At 61.0% G+C, this 16,749-nt stretch carries 14 protein-coding genes and 1 pseudogene; 3 read left to right on the forward strand and 12 right to left on the reverse strand.

Annotated elements, in window-relative coordinates; translation table 11 throughout:
- Positions 1-27 precede the first annotated feature (27 nt).
- The 9 genes from A9974_RS05380 to A9974_RS05420 all read right to left on the reverse strand — a co-directional run bounded on the left by A9974_RS05380 (position 28) and on the right by A9974_RS05420 (position 11,142).
- A complete protein-coding gene (locus A9974_RS05380) occupies positions 28-1,005 on the reverse strand; it encodes a bifunctional 2-polyprenyl-6-hydroxyphenol methylase/3-demethylubiquinol 3-O-methyltransferase UbiG (protein ID WP_183003123.1) in 978 nt (325 codons plus the stop codon).
- 97 nt (positions 1,006-1,102) lie between these two features.
- Positions 1,103-2,605 (reverse strand): glycosyltransferase family 4 protein, encoded by a 1,503-nt coding sequence (locus tag A9974_RS05385; protein WP_183003124.1) that lies wholly within the window; start codon positions 2,603-2,605, stop codon positions 1,103-1,105.
- 25 nt (positions 2,606-2,630) lie between these two features.
- Entirely contained in the window at positions 2,631-4,031 is a 1,401-nt protein-coding gene (locus tag A9974_RS05390) for a hypothetical protein (protein ID WP_183003125.1), read from the reverse strand.
- A 7-nt stretch (positions 4,032-4,038) separates the two neighbouring features.
- Complete coding sequence (locus A9974_RS05395; RefSeq protein ID WP_183003126.1) at positions 4,039-5,268, reverse strand: GNAT family N-acetyltransferase; 1,230 nt, start codon at positions 5,266-5,268, stop codon at positions 4,039-4,041.
- Positions 5,265-6,131 (reverse strand): class I SAM-dependent methyltransferase, encoded by an 867-nt coding sequence (locus A9974_RS05400; protein WP_183003127.1) that lies wholly within the window; start codon positions 6,129-6,131, stop codon positions 5,265-5,267. The genes A9974_RS05395 and A9974_RS05400 overlap by 4 nt, the downstream gene beginning before the upstream one ends.
- The gene (locus A9974_RS05405) at positions 6,115-7,449 is read right to left on the reverse strand and encodes an ABC transporter ATP-binding protein (RefSeq protein WP_183003128.1); all 1,335 of its coding nucleotides are present in this window, start codon (positions 7,447-7,449) and stop codon (positions 6,115-6,117) included. The genes A9974_RS05400 and A9974_RS05405 overlap by 17 nt, the downstream gene beginning before the upstream one ends.
- Entirely contained in the window at positions 7,446-8,282 is an 837-nt protein-coding gene (locus tag A9974_RS05410; RefSeq protein WP_183003129.1) for an ABC transporter permease, read from the reverse strand. Before A9974_RS05410 ends, A9974_RS05405 begins: the two co-directional genes overlap by 4 nt.
- A gap of 2 nt (positions 8,283-8,284) precedes the next feature.
- Positions 8,285-10,162, reverse strand: a complete 1,878-nt coding sequence (asnB, locus tag A9974_RS05415) for an asparagine synthase (glutamine-hydrolyzing) (protein ID WP_183003130.1) — start codon at positions 10,160-10,162, stop codon at positions 8,285-8,287.
- Between the two features lie 2 nt (positions 10,163-10,164).
- Positions 10,165-11,142: an NAD-dependent epimerase/dehydratase family protein gene (locus A9974_RS05420; RefSeq protein ID WP_183003131.1), complete on the reverse strand. Its 978-nt coding sequence runs from the start codon at positions 11,140-11,142 to the stop codon at positions 10,165-10,167.
- A 324-nt stretch (positions 11,143-11,466) separates the two neighbouring features.
- Between A9974_RS05420 and A9974_RS05425 the strand changes: the two are divergent.
- The 3 genes and pseudogenes from A9974_RS05425 to A9974_RS05435 form a co-directional block, all read left to right on the forward strand.
- Positions 11,467-12,021: pseudogene (locus tag A9974_RS05425) on the forward strand (carbon monoxide dehydrogenase subunit G); the annotation flags it as partial.
- The gene (locus A9974_RS05430) at positions 11,991-13,343 is read left to right on the forward strand and encodes an MFS transporter (protein ID WP_183003158.1); all 1,353 of its coding nucleotides are present in this window, start codon (positions 11,991-11,993) and stop codon (positions 13,341-13,343) included. The pseudogene A9974_RS05425 and the gene A9974_RS05430, both read left to right, overlap by 31 nt.
- Before the next feature lie 13 nt (positions 13,344-13,356).
- A complete protein-coding gene (locus A9974_RS05435; protein WP_183003132.1) occupies positions 13,357-14,241 on the forward strand; it encodes a DMT family transporter in 885 nt (294 codons plus the stop codon).
- Here the strand turns inward: A9974_RS05435 and rfbC are convergent.
- Genes rfbC through rfbB form a run of 3 tightly spaced genes read right to left on the reverse strand, consistent with a single transcriptional unit; the run spans position 14,238 to position 16,731 of the window.
- Positions 14,238-14,789, reverse strand: a complete 552-nt coding sequence (gene rfbC / locus A9974_RS05440; protein ID WP_183003133.1) for a dTDP-4-dehydrorhamnose 3,5-epimerase — start codon at positions 14,787-14,789, stop codon at positions 14,238-14,240. The two genes, A9974_RS05435 and rfbC, sit on opposite strands and share 4 nt — an antisense overlap.
- The gene (rfbA, locus tag A9974_RS05445; RefSeq protein WP_183003134.1) at positions 14,789-15,682 is read right to left on the reverse strand and encodes a glucose-1-phosphate thymidylyltransferase RfbA; all 894 of its coding nucleotides are present in this window, start codon (positions 15,680-15,682) and stop codon (positions 14,789-14,791) included. Before rfbA ends, rfbC begins: the two co-directional genes overlap by 1 nt.
- Entirely contained in the window at positions 15,679-16,731 is a 1,053-nt protein-coding gene (gene rfbB, locus A9974_RS05450) for a dTDP-glucose 4,6-dehydratase (RefSeq protein WP_183003135.1), read from the reverse strand. The genes rfbA and rfbB overlap by 4 nt, the downstream gene beginning before the upstream one ends.
- Between the last annotated feature and the right edge of the window lie 18 nt (positions 16,732-16,749).

Raw genomic sequence — 16,749 nt, forward strand, 5'->3', positions numbered from 1 at the left:
CTGCACTTCGCCCGGCCCCTTCCGTGCCTAGGCCGCAGGCCGATGCGCCATGATGTGCAGGTTGCGGTTATCCAGGGTCCGCGTGATCTTGGAAAATCCGGCGCGATGCAACCAGTCCTCGATCTCGTCGTAGCGATATAGATCGTTGATCGCCGGACTGATCGCATCGAAATAACCGTGCACCAGTTCGTCGGGATAAATCTCTTTCAGATACGCCACTTTTTCCGCGAAGCTCATCGCGACCGTGGCGCGGCGGTGCTGCACATAGGTATTTATTTCGGTGTATTCGCCCGGCCGCATGGGTTCGCCATAAAGCATCAGGAACATCGCGCCGTCCGGCTTCACCGCGGGCAGGATATTGTCGAATGCCCGCTTGGTGTCGCCCGTGTGATGCAGCACGCCATAAGACCACACCAGGTCGAACTGATCATCGAATGGCAGAGGCTCCAGCAAGTTCACTGCCCGGTGGCGAAAGCCCGGATAGGACTCGCATAGCCGGCGAACATTCTGCAGCCCATGGTCGGATTGGTCCACGGCGGTGACATGGGCCCCCAGCCTAGAAAAGGCGTAAGCCCAGCGGCCATTGCCGCAGCCCGCATCGAGAATGGTCTTGCCCTTGAACCATTCCGCAGGCAACTGCGTATAGGTTTCGATCAAACGGGTGGCGTTGGCCACGAACGTCTCATCTGTCGTGAGATGCGCGCCTTCGGGCAGGATATCCCATTGCGTGTCGAAGCTGCTGCGGGTCTGGTTCATCGACGTGTGAAAACGTTCGGAATCACCCAGCAGAAGCCTGAGATATTGCCGGGCCTCGCTGACTTCGTTTTGAAGATAAGTCAGCCGCTCTTCCAGCGCGCCGACTTGCCCCTTCAGGATGGCGACGTCGGCGGCCCCATTTGCCCCTTGGGGATCAGGCCCGAGCAATTTATCCCTTGCCTTGCGCAACCTGCGCCGCACGGCGCCCACTGCTCTATTTTTGAACGACTGCGCCCGACCTCCACCCATGTCCTCTTTCTCCTATCCGGTCGGGCGCGGCGCGCCGGACCATAACAGCAACGAAAATACGGAAACTACGCGGTAGACAAGAATACGAGCGCTGATGCTACCACTGATAGTTGGGAAACGGCGGCGCGGCAGTCAGGCCAGCGTGATGATATGCCCACTCCTCATCGCTGATCGCCGCCTGCAGAGGCGAACGTCGCCAATCCACCTTATGGCCCGCCGCAGTGGCATTCAGAAGCGCCTCATGGTGCGGAATCCAACGGGCGGAGCCGTGGTTCTCCAGGAACCATTTGCGCGTCAACTCGCCGACCTGCTTGCGCCGAGCGGGATTGGACTGCAGCCCGCCAAGAACCTCCGTCACGCCCTGAGCATCTTCCGCCTGCAGGATGGGCGGGGCCCCGGTTTCACACAACGCCTCGTATTGCGCCACCTCAGAACGGCCAATCACCGGCAAACCGGTGGCCATGGCTTCCAGACCCGCAGCGCCGAAGTATCCCAGCACGAACTGGTCGATGAACACATCAGCGCTGCGCAGATAATCCCGGACTTTGGCCTTGCCGGATAGCGGTAGCCATATGACCCGGTCCGCGATGCCTAGTTTGGCCACGGCTTCATCGGCCTGCTTGCGGTCATTCCCCCAGCTCGGCGCAACCAGCCGGGCGCCGGGACAGGATTGCGCAAATTTGGCAAATCCCTCGATCGCCAGGAACGACCCCTTGTTCTTCTCATCCAACCGCGAGGTCGTCAGCACAAAGAAATCGCCGCCGCTGATGGCCTCCCATTCCTTCCTGGCTTCACCATGCCCGGGACAATACTGCGTCTCATCGAGCGTCATGGGCAGATAGATCAGGTTCTTCAACCCGTAGCGGCGCGCGTGCGCGTAGCTCCATGGGTTGGATACGATAAAGACACGCGCCTTCGCGTAAGCCATACGTTGCAAATAGCCCAGCATGTCACCGCGGGCAGCTTCCAGCCAGATGTCGCCACCGGTCTGGGATGCAATGTAGGGACGGTTGGCCAAATAGGCGAGGTAGGTCGCCTGTGCACCCCAGAGCACGTCTTTGGCATGAAGCGCCGACAACGTACCGCGGTAGGGCCCTTCGACATAGGAAGCGAAATGCGTCTTGTCGTACTCGCGCAAAAACGGCAAGGGCACGGAGGTATCGGACGTATCGGGCAGCCGGGAATAGACGTTAGGCACCTCGGCCACCGCCACGCCCATGGCTTCCAGTTCGTCCAGCGTAGCCGGACCTTCCAGCACGCCGTCGAACTCCTCCCAAACCGGATGCGCCATCACATATTTGTCATCTGGATGGAGGAAAATATCGATATCGAGGCCAGCTCGACGCAATGGACGGCCCCGAAAATACAGATTATTGGCGAGGTTCCCGCAAAAGCCGATTTTCAATTGCCGGGCATCCATGCGTGCGGTTTTCTTGAGCTCCCGCTCGAAAAATGCACGGCTATAGTCGCGCATCTTGCGCAGATTGTTCGATGTCAGCCACGGATGCTTCCATGGATGCGGGTCCCAACTGTGCCATCCATCTTCCAGCGTCGGGGCAGGCTGCCGATTGAACGTCGCCAACAAATTCTTTAAAAACATTCCAAACCTATCGTCTCCAGAGTTCTCAGAACCTGAACCTGTTGAGTAAACGCGCAAGCACACCGCCGCTTTGCGATCGCGTGCGGGGTGGCGAGCCATCCATTTCAAGCGCCCAGTCCAGGCAATCACGCATGTTCCATGGCAGGAAGCCCTCGGCGATCAAGTCATGGACGGCCTGATGCAGGCCCGGCATCTCGCTGATGTTCTGGGGGTGAAGATTGAAAACCAATACGCCTGGCAAGCCGCTCTCGCGCACCGCACGTCCATAATCAACCACTTTCTGTCGGGCTTCTTCCTGAGACCAGCCGTAAATCGAACACATGCCATCGCCAAACGTCGTCAGCAGGGACCAATGGCTTGTCAGCTTGCCGTCCAGCGCCATTCGCGCAGGCAGAAGCGAGCCGTTCAGCGCAGTGCCGCAAACGCCTGGCAGATTCGAGCTGAAGACAATTCCTTCCCGCTCCCAAGATGGCAAATGGCCCCAGTACCCGTCATTGAGGAAACCGTGATTGCGCACGGACTCCGGGGATTCACCCACCAAATCCCGATACCATTGAACTTGATCGTGCAAGCATTCCGCGTACGCAAGCGGGGTCTCAAGCGCATCAGGATGAATACCCAGATCCACGCGCGGATTATTCTTTTGCATCTGCCGCAGCGTTTTTCGTGAATGCTTTGTCAACGGATGCAGAAGGTAGGTGATCGGCACCTGATGCAGCACTCTCTGCTGTTCGGCATACTTATCGAGAAATGCCTGGTCGTCATCGCCGGTGATCACTACCGCCCCCGGCGCGTTGCCCGGGAACATCGGGCGGCGTTCCTGGCCCGCCACCTTCTCCAGTGCGCTTGCGATCAGCAAGGCCCAATAATCCGCATGCCGGCAATGCTCCGGCTCTCCTTCGCGTTGCTGCGTATAAAGATAGATCGGACGCTCGCCCGCAATGCCCCACATTTCCCCGCCACGATCCCCGTTGATTTGCTGCGGATCTCCTTGGCGATACCGGATGAGATCATTGGCCAGGTCAGTGCCAATCACGATCACAGTCTTCCCGTCGCGCTCGAGCCAGATCCAGACGGGACCCCGCATCTCATCGCACAGCAAGACATTCGCAGCGGCCTCATAGGCATGAAAGGCGTGCAACGTCCGCAGTCTCGCGGCGCCGGGCAGGCCTACGCACTCCTCAAATACCCTGGGTGCCTCGTTCACGATTCTGCGGGACAAGCCCAACAACGCGCACGCCGTCTCAGCCGGCTGCACCGCGACGATGACGGCAGCATCGCTATCCAGTTCCGACAGGGCTCCCGCAAGCTGATCACGGTCCGGCGCGGACAGTATCCGAACCTTGCGATCATCGCGAATGCCAAATAGGCGCAGGTGATGCGCGATCAAATCACAAGCCATTACAGTATGGTTGGAGGGGGTCATTTCCACATCAACAATCTAGAAGTCTCGCCGCATACCTGCGCAAACGGCGCACCAAGGAAACATTGCCAGTCTTGACTACGCCGTCCTCCGACTGAGGCACGACAACGGCTTGGCCGCCTTCATCCTCGGCCGCCGACAGCAGACGCAACAGCTCCATCCCTCGATCCCGATAATGCGCCGGCTGGATGAAATGACTTCCCACCACCAACGGAATCGCACGTGCGCCGAATTTTGTCTTGAAACGCGACACCCGGACGATGGGCCAATTTTCCGGAAGCCCTGGGAATGCGGGACCCAACCGATAGCAACGCTGCCCCTCTTCTTTCAAGGTCCGTATCAGTCCCCAATGGACCATATCGTTCGCGCGCAGTTCCAGGCCCTTCGCCGTCGAAACCCCACCCAGATAGCTCGCTGCGCCCTTGTCGATCAATACCAGCAGCATGGCGACTTGAGTGCCTTCATGTTCCGCCGCCAGCAGACGGCATCTGTTGGAAGTCAGAAGTGCGTTCCAAATGTCCTGGTAATAGGCCATCGGCGCCAAGGACTCTCCGGTGCGCTGTGCCGATACCTGTGCCATCTCGTAATAGAGCGCGATGGAATCCGGCTCGTCCAGCCACCGCACGCTGACGCCAGACTTTTGCGCCTTGCGAACGTTGCGCCGGCAGGCCTCGGCTAAACGAGAAAAGAGCGCGTCCTCGTCGCCATCCAGCATGACGATCTGATCGCAAGCCGCCGTACTCATGCCCGGGGCGGGATATAACCCACCAGGTCCGAACGCGATACCGGAAAAAAAGCCCCAGTCCTGAACGAAGTAAGGCGCTTCGCGGCTCCACGCTCCATCCATCCCGGCCGGCGACAGGTTCTGAGCGCCAAGGTGGATACGATGGCAGCCGTGCAGCGCCGCCTGCTCGAGCAGGTAGTTGCGCATCTGCGACTTCAACGCGGCCAGGCTCTCTTGACCAAGATCCGGCAGACAAGCCAAGCCGGCATGTCGATGAATGCCCGAATGCAGCAGATTCTCTTGCGCCGCGCCTGTGTTCGTATCGGAGAAGTAAAGCGGCAGGACTGCCACCAACCGCCCCTTGTCTTCAAATCCGACCGAGAGATTCTCGCCAACGAGATACCGCTCTTCGATGGCGACCCAGTCCCACCGATGAAACAGCCAAGCTTCCTGGGAAGCGTCGCACACGGCATCCCAACTCTCGGAGGGAATCTCGCGGAATGCGACCAGCTTCATACTGGCTTCGTCAGAATGACGTTATAGCGATAACCGTAGAAGGGATGGCGTGCGTGTACCCCCTCGATGTTGCAAGCCGCACCCAAGTGCCGTGCAAAATTCTCAAAATCCTGCTTGGCAAAATAAAAGCACGTAATGCCGCCCTGGTCCACGGGCAATTGTTCAGCGGGCGCGGCGGCGGGTATAGCTGCGGGTTGCGTGACGGCTGCCTCCCTCATTCCCAGCATGGCGCGGCATTTGGCCCAAAAACCCGATTTGGACTCCGTCGCAACAACTGGTGCTGCCGCGGCGACGGCTGCCGGCAGCGCCGGCACGGCAAGCTCTGCCTGCATCCGCGCCACGGCCTCAAGAAACTCCTGTTCCTTGGCGACATCCGGGATCGACCCCAGCAACACTTTGCCGCCCGGGCGCACAACCCGGAACATGTCGCTGACCAGGCCAGTCACGCTGTCGAACGATGGAAAGTTGGTCAGTACATCGTAGCAATAGATGCCATCGAATTCGTCGGCCTCAAAGGGCAGTTTCCCGCCATCGCCCACTTCGAATGTCGCGTTGCTGAGCTTCAGGCTGCGAGCACATTCGATCGCGCCTTCCGCCACGTCCACGCCGACATACTGGCCCACTTTGGGCGCCACGCCGCATGCCACGAATCCTGCCGCGCACCCCACCTCGAGTACACGAGACGTATCGTTTGCACCCATGCAATGCACGACACTCTCGATCATGTCGTCATAACGCGCCTGATCCGCCCACACACGGGGGTCACGGCCGCTTACGTAACACAGGTCTTTAAGGGCTGGGCTCTCGCCTACAACCTTGGCGCGATGTGAGAAAAACTCTCGCGCGTCATCCTTCCAGTTCATTTCGCCCCCTTTTTTCTACTTCCATATGCGTGTCCAATGCCTGCACGCCGTCATCACCATAGGTGAACGTAGCATGCACCGTCGGCTCATACAGGAAGCTTTGATTCCAGAGCACCTTGCGCTTCACCGAAAACACTGCGGCCTTCTCTACGTAGTGCAGCACATCGGTCTTATTCTTGGGGATCATGTAGAAACGCAGACCTGCGCTGAGGTAATAGCGGCCCAAGCCCAGATCCAGGCTATCGATGCGGTAATACACCGTTCCCCGACCGCTCAGTGGCCGGCCTTCATTGATGAACACCTTGAAGTCTGCCGCGTCATATCCTGAAACGGCCTGAGTGGTCTCGCCATCAATACGCAAGTTGCAGTAGACCTGGGAATGCTCCGTCTCCCCTTCCCAGTCAATGGCAACCGTGAAGGGGTTACCAGCAGTGAATATCGTCGCCTCGTCGCCTTCCGCATTCAAGAGCCGCACACCGGCAATACGGATGTCATGACCCGCGAGCTCGTATTTGCCATTGGCTTGCACCGTTTCTTTCGCGCGGTCAAAAGCCACCGACGATTCACGGCGGTTGCGTTCGTCCACCACTTCCCAGACGCTCTGTGAATACGCCTTGCACACGGGCTCGGCGGGGCCATCGATACGCACACGCCCGCCATCGATCCAGATCGCGCGGTCGCACAGCTCCATGACCGTCGCTTCGGAGTGGCTGACGAACAGCACCGTGGAACCGCTGGCGCAGATCTCGCGCATGCGCCGCATGCACTTGTGCACGAAGCTGGCGTCGCCGGCCGCCAGCGCCTCGTCCACGATGAGCAGGTCAGGATCCACGCAGATCGCGGTCGAAAACGTCAGCCGCGCCTGCATGCCGCTTGAATAGGTATGGAACGGCTGGTCGATCACGTCGCCAAGCTCGCTGAAGTCGATGACCCAGTCCATCTTGTCCTGGATCTGCTGCAGCGTCATGCCCATGCACATCGCACCCATGATGACGTTCTCACGGCCCGAATATTGCGGGTTGAAGCCCGTACCCAGCTCCAGGATGGCCGACACCTTGCCGTTGATGTGCACCTCGCCGCCCGTATGCTCGAGCGTGCCGGTCAAGATCTTCAGCAGCGTGCTCTTGCCCGCGCCATTGGATCCGATAATACCCAGGACCTCGCCTCGCACGACGTCGAACGAAATGTCGCGCAACGCCCATTTCTCGGCGTGGCGCGGTTTGCCCGTGAGCATCTCGCGCACGAGATTGGCCGGGCTGCTATAGATGCGATAGCACTTGGACAGATTGCGGACGCTGATGGCGATATCGGCTGTCATAGCGCATCTCCGAAAAATCCCTTGAAGCGCGCAAACAGCCGGCTGCCCATCGCCAACGACACGATGGCGAACACGAACGTCACTCCCCAGGCAAGAGGGTGCGCGATGCGTCCGAAATACAGCACGTCCTGGTAGCACCAGATCAGGTAGCTGAAGGGATTGGCATAGATGACCGGCTTGAAGACCGCGGGCACCCAGTCCGGAAGAAACACGACCGGCACCAGGAAAATACCCACCAGGGAAAATACCTGGACGAACTCTTTCATGTCGCGCACGATCACCGAAACCGCCGACAATACGAAAGCAATGCCCAGCATCAATGCCAGGTGCATTATCAACAGGGGCGGCAACAGCAGGTAGGTCCAGAACAGGCTACCGTGCGTAGCCAACACATAAATAATCAACACTCCCAGAGAAATTGCCTGCGGAACCATGGCGGCAATAACCGACCGGGCAGGCAAGACTTCTACGGGAAATATGGTCTGTTTGACCAAATTCGCGTTCGAGATAATCGCGGAGGCTGACTTCGCCATGGCGAGTTGAATCGCCAGCCAAGGCACCATGCCGCTGAGAATATATGCAGAGTAATCCAGCGGCATCTCATGAGACTGATTGACGCGCGCCTTCATGACGACGCCAAACAGAAACATGTAGACGCCCATCATGAACAACGGATGCAAGAACGTCCAGACCCCACCCAGCACATGGCCGGCATGGGGATCCAGGATGTCCCGCTTCACCATTTCGACTAGAAGATGGCGTTGTTTGATATACAACGCCACAATCCGCCGCACCGCCTTGTAGTTGGCGACCGGATTCAGTGCGGTAAGCATTGCTATTTGCCCAGATAAGCTTGACAGAAACTCTCGACGTTCAGCAGCGACCAGATCAACAAACGTCGATTTTGCTCGCCGTTCAAATGCTGCTCTACCAGCTTCTGAACCGTGGAACGATCCAGGAAGTCATAAATGCGGGCATTGCTGGAGAACAGCTGCCGGCGAACATAATCCATGCTTTCGCCCTTGAACCAGCTGGCATCCGGCGCGGAAAAACCCTGCTTTTCGCGCTCGACGATATCCTGGGGCACATGGCGGGCCATCATCTTGCGCAACAGCAGCTTGCCGTCGCGCGTCTTCTGGAAGTAGCGAGCCGTCTTGCTGCCCGGTTCGTTCTCGTTGAGTTGCACCACGTCTTCAAGATGCCCCAGCTTCAGGCGGGTAGGCAACTTCATGGCAAAGTCGACCAGATCGTTGTCCAGGAACGGAACTCGCGACTCCAGGCCATGCGCCATGGAGAGCTTGTCCTCGACCACCAGCAGACCATGCAGGAAGGTCTTGGCCTCCATGTACAGCGAGTGGTTGACGTAGTCCTCGGGGCGGGTCAGCGTATTGGCGTGCGACGCGAACACATCGCGGAAGATGTCCCGCGTCCAGACCTGCTTGACGTCTCCCCAGACCGGCGAGAAGACTTCGCGGATCTGCGAATTCGGAATCAGGCGCTGCCAATAGGCGTAGTACTTGTCGATGTAGTGCTCGAAATCGTCGTTCACGACAGCGCGGTAATAGCGCCACGGATAGCCGCCGAAAATCTCATCGCCACCCGTACCGGCGAGCACGACCTTGTTGAACTTGCTGGCCAGCTTGGCCGCATAGTAATTGGGATAGCTCTGTCCAACGCGGGGCTCTTCAAGGTGCCAGGCCATGGCGGGCATGATCCGCTCCATGTCGCCAGCCTTGAGCACCATTTCGTAGTGCTCGGTCTTGAACAGATAGGACATGCGCTCGGCGGCTTGGCGTTCGTCGAAATTCAGTTCGACGCCGGACGCGGAGGTCATGTCAAAGCCGCACGTGAACGTGCGCATGTACGGAACCTGGCGTGCAGCCAAGGCCGTGATGGAACCCGAGTCCATACCGCCAGACAGGTAGGCGCCGACATCGACGTCCGACACCATCTGCCGCTTGACCGCGCGCTGGAAGAGGAAATCCAGCTCTTCCATGTACTCGGCATCCGACTTCGGATTCTCCGGTTCCTGGAAGCAGTAGTCCCAATAGCGTTCGATAGCGCCCACTCCCTGGGCCGCGTCGATTTCAATCGAGCAGCCGGCGGGCAAGATGGAAACGCCCTCGAACAGGGTCTGGTCGGTAAAGAAGTTCTGGAACGTGAAGTACTCCAGCAAACCCGGCAAGTTCATCTTCGCGCGCGATGCGGGGTGCGCGAGAATGGCCTTGGCCTCGGAACCGAAAAGGACCGATTGACCCGACTTGGAGTAATACAGCGGCTTGATGCCGTAGCGATCACGCGCCAGCAACAGGCGGCGTTCGCGGCCGTCCCAGAAGGCGAAAGCGAACATGCCGTTGAAGCGTCCCAGCGCAGCCTTGCCCCATGCCGCCAAGGCATAGAGCACGACTTCTGTGTCGCTGGTGGAGGTGAACCGGTACCCTTTGCCCTCGAGCTCGGCGCGCAGCTCGCGGTAGTTGTAGAGTTCACCGTTGTACGTAAGCGAGTAACGGCCATCGCCCGATCGCATGGGCTGATGCCCGCTTGGCGACAGGTCGATGATTGCCAATCGCCGGTGCCCAAGCCCGACGGCGCCTTCGGTCCAACAACCCTCGCCGTCCGGACCTCTATGCGCGATGGCATCGGTCATCCGCTTGACGAGATCCGGTGCGGCAGGGGCACCGTCAAGATTAAAAAAACCGGCGATTCCGCACACGATTAAGCTTCGCCCCCGTGCTTTTCACGCCAGTCGATCAGGGACTGGAGGCCCTCACGCAGTTCGTACTTGTACGTGAAACCCAGGTCGCGCTCGGCCTTCTTCGGGCAGCCGATGCGGTTTTGCACCATGCGGCGGGCGTCGTCCGCGCTGTACGGACGGTACTCCACCTTCAGGTCGGAGTTCTTCATGTCCAGAATCGTGTCGCAGAGTTCCTTGATGCTGGTCTGGACGCCCGTGCCGACGTTGTAGAACTCGTCGGTAGCATCCGATTCCAGCGACAGGACGTTGCAACGTGCGACGTCTTCGACGGAGATGAAGTCGTAGGCCTGGGTGCCGTCGCCGTTGATGACCGGCGCTTCGTTGGCATCGATCTTGTTGAGCATGATCGGGATGACGCCGGTGTAGGCAGCGGTCTGGTCCTGATGCGGACCGTACACGTTCATGTAGCGCAAGCCCACGTAGCTCAGGCCATAACGGTCATGGAACGCATGGCACATGGCTTCGCCGGCGATCTTGCTGGCGCCGTAGAAGTTGCGGTTGTTGAACGGGTGCTCTTCAGTCATCGGCACCTCGACGGCATCGCCGTAGACCGAAGCCGAGGACGAGTAGACGAGGCGCTTGATGTTGTTCTTCACACATGCTTCGAGCACGTTGAAGGTGCCTTCGATGTTCACGTGGAACGCGGTGCGCGGGAAGTCCTTGCAGTGCAACAGCCACATGGCGGCCAGATGGACGACGCCATCCATGCCGTACATGGCATCGTTGAGCAGGTCGATGTCGCGGATGTCACCGCCGTTGGGATACATACGGCAGCGCGGATCCTTCAGGTACTCAGCAATATTGCTGTGTTTTCCGCGAGCGAAGTTGTCGTAAATGACGACTTCGGCGACGTCGTGCTTAAGGAGTTCGGCGACGACAAAACTGCCAATGAAACCGGCACCGCCGATAACCAGAATCTTAGAACCAGCAAGCTTCATGAGAATGCCCTTTTTTCTTTCTGAGCGAAAGTGGCATTGTATCCAGTTTGGCCGCCGTTCCCTAAGGCATGTAGGGCTTTAATCGACCCTATTTCCATGGTCTATCCGCCGGCTCCTCCGGGCTGCGCCTTGTGATGGCGAAGGCTGGCGAATCCCCATTACAACCAGGCAAGGTGTGTATTCTCCGTAACCGTACTTAATTATCAATATCATTTAATGACAGTATTTTTTCTATTTACGCTGCGGTGCACCCAAATCCAGCAGTAGCCAGCAGGGGGTTTTGGAACCACAATAGGACGAGGATCCCGACACAAGGAGACAGTCATGCGCATTGCAGATGCCCAGTGGATTCCTTCAACCCAGCACCAGACTTGGGATGCGTTGACCGATCCCGCCGTGCTGCAGCGATGCATCCCCGGCTGCGTCGAAGTCGTCCAGCGCAGCCCCACCGAATACGGGGTCACGCTGCGGGCCAAGATCGCCGGCCTGGATACCGACTACGAAGGCGAGATCCTGCTCTCGGACGTCGATCCCCCCAACAGCTGCACCCTGGTCTTCGAAGGCAAAGGCCGCGCCGCCTGCCTGGCCATCGGCACCGCCCAGGTCAATTTGTCGACAAAAGACCAGGGCACGCGGGTCGCCTACACGGTGGCCGGCATGACCGGCGGCAAGCTGGCCGAATGCGGCGAAGGCCTGATCCTGAAGGCCGGCGAAAAAATCATCTCGAAGTTCTTCACGGCCTTCATCGACTACATGGCCGCTCAGCCCCGGCTGGCGCCGCCCCCGCCTCCGCCCGAGCCCGAACCCCGCGGCCTGTCCAATTCCCGCTGGTCCTGGGTGCTGGTCGTATTGGTGGTGGCCGTATTCTGGGGTTATCACCCGCCTTCGATTCCACCATCATCAGCACCACCCTGCCGCGCGTGGCCGAGGCCCTGGACGGCATGGCGCTGTACGCCTGGGTCGGCACCGGCTACCTGCTGGCGACGGCGGCATCCATCATGATCTTCGGCCGCCTGGGCGACATGTTCGGCCGCAAGCCCCTGATGCTGGTTTCCGTGCTGATCATCGCCTTGGGCTCGATCGCCTGCGGTCTGTCGCAGACCATGGGGCAACTGATCCTGTTCCGTACGCTGCAAGGCATCGGCGGCGGCATGATGATCGCCACCGCCTTCGCGGCCCCGGCCGACCTGTTTCCGGACGCCAAGCAGCGGGTCAAATGGATGGCCCTGGTGTCGGCTGCCTTTGCCATGGCCAGCGGCATCGGCCCGGTGCTGGGCGGCGCCGCCACCCAGGCGCTGGGCTGGCGTGCCGCGTTTTTCATTTCTCCCATCGCGGCCGGGGTCGCCCTGTTCCTGCTGGCCAGGTATTTCCCGCGCATCAAGCCGGTACATACGGGGGAGCGCCGCATCGACTGGATCGGCGCCATCCTGCTGGTGCTGGCCGTGGGCGCGCCGCTGGCGGCGCTGGAACTGGGCTTCGCCAAGGGCGAGCATGCCCATCCGATGATGGGCTTGGCGCTGGCGGTGATCGGCATCGCCGCCATCGTGCTGCTGATCCCCATCGAACGGCGCGTGGCATCGCCCATTTTTCCGTTGCGGGTGCTGGCAGGCCGCGAACCGCAACTGCTGAACCTGGCGGCGATGACCGTCGGGGCCGTGATGTTCGTGCTGATCTTCTACAGCCCGTTGCTGCTGCAACAGGTGCTGGGATACACGCCCAGCGAGGCCGGGCTGCTGCTGACGCCGCTGGTGGCGGCCATTTCGGTGGGCAGCATCATCAACGGACGCCTCTTTCCCCGCCAGACCGAACCGCAGCGCCTGATGGTTTTCGGCGCCGGCCTGCTGGCCGTGGGCACGCTGATGGTGCTGCTGATTTCCCCCGGTACATCGGCCTGGTGGATTCTGGCGGCATTCTTCGTGAACGGCTGTGCGCTGGGCTTTCTGCTGCCCAACCTGACACTCTTCATGCAGATGCTGAGCGAACGGCGTGACGTGGGCGTGGCGTCCGCCCTGGTGCAGACGACGCGAGCCATCGGCAGCGCCCTGGGCACCGCGGTGGTCGGCATCCTGATTTCGCACGGCACGATACTAAACGGAGTGCGCACGGGGCTGGTGTTGTGTATTGTCCTGTGCCTGACCTGTGCGGTACTCGCGCATCGGGTCAAGATGAAGAATCTGGCCACTGGCCGGAACCAAGCCTGACTCGGGATTGACCATGCGCCGTCGCGATTTGCTGGACCTTTTGCTCCTGGCTGCCGTCTGGGGCGGCTCTTTCCTGTTCATGCGCGTGGCCGTGGGCGAATTCGGCCCGGTGGCGCTGATCGAACTGCGCGTCGGTCTGGCCGCCCTGTTCCTGCTGCCCGCCGCCCTATGGCGGGGCAAGCTGCCCATCATCGCCAGGCATTGGAAGGCCATTCTGGTGGTGGGCACGTTGAACGCCGCGCTGCCCTTCCTGCTGTACGCCTATGCCGCCCAGTCGCTGGGCGCCGGGTTCCTGTCGGTCGCCAATGCCGTGACGCCGGTCTGGGGCGCGGTGGTCGGCTGGCTGTGGCTGAAAGACAGACTGCCCTGGGCGCGTTCGCTGGGCCTGGCGATCGGCCTGCTGGGCATCGTGGTGCTGGTTTGGGACAAGCTCAATTTCCAGGCCGGCGGTACGGGGCCCGCGGTGCTGGCGGCGGTATCCGCGCCCGTGTTCTATGGCATCGCGGCCAACTGGACCAAGCGCTTCCTGACGGGCGTGGATGCGCTGTCCAACGCCACGGGCAGCATGCTCGCCGCGTCGCTGCTGCTGCTGCCGCTGGCGCTGGCCACCTGGCCGCAAACCCCGGTCTCGGGCATGGCATGGGGCGCCACGATCCTGCTGGCCGTCGTCTGCACCGGCGCCGCCTACATCGTCTTCTTCCGCCTGATTGCCAATGTCGGGCCCACCGGGGCGGTCAGCGTGACTTTCCTTGTCCCCGTCTTTGGCGTGGTGTGGGGCGCCTGGTTTCTGGACGAGGCCATCACGGTATCAATCCTGACGGGCGCCGGCATCATCCTGGTGGGTACTGCACTGGCGTTGGGCCTGGTCGGCGGCAAGCGCCGCGTTGCGGCCGGCTAGCCGATCCGCACTCGGGGCGCCTGGCTCAGCGGCAAGCCGCGCTGGTCGGGCGCCGACAGGTGAGGCGCGCCGCTCAGCGGCCAGGTCACCGCCACGGCGGGATCGTTCCACAACAGGCATTGCTGGTACGCGGGCTGGTAATACGCGGTGGTCTTGTACGACACCACCGCACGCTCGGACAGCACCAGAAAGCCGTGCGCATACCCCTCTGGAATCCAGAGCTGCAGATGGTTGTCGCCCGACAAGCGCTGAGCGGCCCATTGTCCGAAGGTCGGAGAATCCTGGCGCATGTCCACGGCCACATCGTAGATCTCGCCTTCGGTCACGCGCAGCAGTTTGCCCTGGGGATCCACGGTCTGATAGTGCAGGCCGCGCAGCACGTGGCGATGGGATTCGGACTGGTTGTCCTGCACGAAGCGCAGTTCGCGCCCCACGGCGGCATCCAGCACCGATTGCCGGTAGGTTTCCAGAAAGCAGCCCCGCGCGTCCCGATGCACTTCGGGTTCGATCAGCAGGACATCGGGCAGGGACAGGGGCGTAATGATCATCAGAACGGCAAGCGCTTGAGCAAACTCATCAAATAGTCGCCGTAGCCGCTCTTTTGCAGCGGGCGGGCCAGGGCTTGCAGCTGGTCAGCGGTAATCCACTGCTTGCGGTAGGCGATCTCTTCGGGACAAGCGACCTTCAGGCCCTGGCGGCGCTCGAGCGTGGCGATGAACTGGCTGGCCTCGAGCAGGCTGTCATGGGTGCCGGTATCCAGCCAGGCGTGGCCACGGCCCATGATCTCGACGTTCAAGCGGCCCTGCTGCAGATAGGCCTGGTTCAGGTCGGTGATTTCCAGTTCATTGCGCGCGGAAGGACGAATCCCGCGCGCCAACTCAACCACCTGGTTGTCGTAGAAGTACAGGCCGGTAACCGCGTAGCTGGACTGGGGCGAGGCCGGCTTCTCTTCGATCCGCAGCGCCTGGCCGCCGGCATCGAACTCGACCACGCCATAGCGCTGCGGATCCTGCACGTGATAGGCGAACACGGTCGCGCCTTGCTGCCGGGCGTCGGCGCGCATCAGCAACTGCGGCAAGTCGTGGCCGTAGAAAAGGTTGTCGCCCAGGATCAGCGCGCACGGCGCATCGCCGAGAAAGTCCGCCCCGATCAAGAACGCCTGCGCCAATCCGTCCGGCGACGGCTGCACCGCGTATTGCAGGCTCAAGCCCCACTGCCGGCCATCGCCCAGCAGTTGGGCAAAGCGCGGCGCGTCTTCGGGCGTGCAGATCACCAGGATGTCACGGATGCCCGCCAGCATCAGTGTGCTGAGCGGGTAGTAGATCATCGGCTTGTCGTAGACCGGCATCAGCTGCTTGCTGATGGCCAGCGTGGCCGGATGCAGGCGCGTGCCGGAACCTCCGGCCAGGATGATGCCTTTGCGCTGCACGGATTCGCTCATGACGGCACGGCTCCCTGGCGGTATGCGCCTGAAACGATATCCGCGACCCACTGCGGGTTGTCCAGGTACCAGCGCAACGTTTTTTCGAGCCCTGAATGGAAGGTCTCGATCGCGCGCCAGCCGAGCTCGCGCTGCGCTTTTGCAGCGTCGATGGCGTAGCGGCGGTCGTGCCCCGGACGGTCCGGCACCATCGCGACCTGCGTCTTGTAGGACGCGCCGTCCGCGCGCGGACGCAGCTGATCCAGCAATTTGCAGACCGCCAGCACCACATCCAGATTAGTGCGCTCGCAGTCCCCGCCCAGGTTGTAGGTTTCGCCGGCGCGGCCACGCTCCAGCACGCGGCGCAAGCCGCTGCAATGGTCCGCCACGTGCAGCCAGTCGCGCACATGCAGGCCGTCGCCATAGACCGGCAGGGGCTTGCCCGCCACGGCATTGTGGATCGTCAGCGGAATCAGTTTCTCGGGAAACTGCCGCGGCCCGTAGTTGTTGGAGCAGTGCGTGGTCAACACGGGCAGGCCATGGGTCTTGCCACAGGCCCGCACCAGATGGTCGCTGGCCGCCTTGCTGGCGGAATACGGATTGTTGGGCCGATAGGCGCTGGATTCGGTGAAGGCCGGCGCATCGGGATCGAGCGATCCATAGACTTCGTCGGTCGAGACATGCAAGAAGCGGAAGGCATCGCGGGCCGGGCCGGTCAGATCCGCCCAGTAGGCGCGCGCCGCTTCCAGCAGGCCGAAGGTGCCGCAGATATTGCTTTGGATGAAGTTACCGGCTCCGGCGATGGAACGATCCACATGCGATTCGGCCGCGAAGTGCAGGATCGCCCTGGGCCGGTGCGCCTGCAGCATGGCCGTCACCAGCACGGTGTCGCCCACGTCGCCCACCACCAGCTGATGACGGGCATCTCCCTTCAGGCTGGCCAGATTGGCCGGGTTGCCGGCGTATGTCAGCTTGTCCAGATTGACCACGGGCTCATCGCTCTGCGCCAGCCAATCCAGCACAAAGTAGGAACCGATGAATCCGGCGCCGCCGGTGACGAGAATGCTCATTGCGTAGTGCCCGAAAGA

Origin of the sequence: Achromobacter sp. UMC71 (assembly GCF_014170305.1) — a bacterium.
Lineage (GTDB): Bacteria > Pseudomonadota > Gammaproteobacteria > Burkholderiales > Burkholderiaceae_B > Achromobacter.

Bases quoted from the DNA above. Each gene is read 5' to 3' on its own strand.
- A9974_RS05390 (WP_183003125.1), bottom strand. From the start codon at position 4,031: ATGACCCCCTCCAACCATACTGTAATGGCTTGTGATTTGATCGCGCAT.
- rfbB (WP_183003135.1), bottom strand. From the start codon at position 16,731: ATGAGCATTCTCGTCACCGGCGGCGCCGGATTCATCGGTTCCTACTTT.
- A9974_RS05400 (WP_183003127.1), bottom strand. From the start codon at position 6,131: ATGAACTGGAAGGATGACGCGCGAGAGTTTTTCTCACATCGCGCCAAG.
- A9974_RS05380 (WP_183003123.1), bottom strand. From the start codon at position 1,005: ATGGGTGGAGGTCGGGCGCAGTCGTTCAAAAATAGAGCAGTGGGCGCC.
- A9974_RS05405 (WP_183003128.1), bottom strand. From the start codon at position 7,449: ATGACAGCCGATATCGCCATCAGCGTCCGCAATCTGTCCAAGTGCTAT.
- A9974_RS05435 (WP_183003132.1), top strand. From the start codon at position 13,357: ATGCGCCGTCGCGATTTGCTGGACCTTTTGCTCCTGGCTGCCGTCTGG.
- A9974_RS05395 (WP_183003126.1), bottom strand. From the start codon at position 5,268: ATGAAGCTGGTCGCATTCCGCGAGATTCCCTCCGAGAGTTGGGATGCC.
- rfbC (WP_183003133.1), bottom strand. From the start codon at position 14,789: ATGATCATTACGCCCCTGTCCCTGCCCGATGTCCTGCTGATCGAACCC.
- A9974_RS05420 (WP_183003131.1), bottom strand. From the start codon at position 11,142: ATGAAGCTTGCTGGTTCTAAGATTCTGGTTATCGGCGGTGCCGGTTTC.
- A9974_RS05410 (WP_183003129.1), bottom strand. From the start codon at position 8,282: ATGCTTACCGCACTGAATCCGGTCGCCAACTACAAGGCGGTGCGGCGG.
- A9974_RS05385 (WP_183003124.1), bottom strand. From the start codon at position 2,605: ATGTTTTTAAAGAATTTGTTGGCGACGTTCAATCGGCAGCCTGCCCCG.
- rfbA (WP_183003134.1), bottom strand. From the start codon at position 15,682: ATGAGCGAATCCGTGCAGCGCAAAGGCATCATCCTGGCCGGAGGTTCC.